General features: G+C 31.2%; 1 protein-coding gene. It reads left to right on the top strand.

Annotated features, from left to right (window positions below; translation table 11 throughout):
• Window positions 1–276: MSCRAMM family protein (locus HRG09_RS28515; protein ID WP_217448205.1), on the top strand; the 276-nt coding region annotated here is incomplete at both ends.

Consider the following 276-nt stretch of genomic DNA (forward strand, 5'->3'; position numbering starts at 1 on the left):
TCCCATTTGAAATCAAGCAAGATGGAGAAATTATTAAACATGTTGTACAAGATAAAAAGATTACAGGCTCTTTAGAAATAACAAAAGTAGATGTAGCAGATGGAAATAACAAGCTTCCAGGAGCTGAATTTACGATTTACGATGAACAAGGAAAAGAAGTAGTAAAAGGAAAAACTGACGAAAAGGGAATTGCGAAATTCGAAAAATTACCATATGGAAAATATACGTATAAAGAAACATTTGCACCAGAAGGGTATTTAATTAATGAAGAAACAT

This window comes from Bacillus sp. Xin1 (genome assembly GCF_013314535.1).
In the GTDB taxonomy this organism is placed as follows: Bacteria; Bacillota; Bacilli; order Bacillales; family Bacillaceae_G; genus Bacillus_A.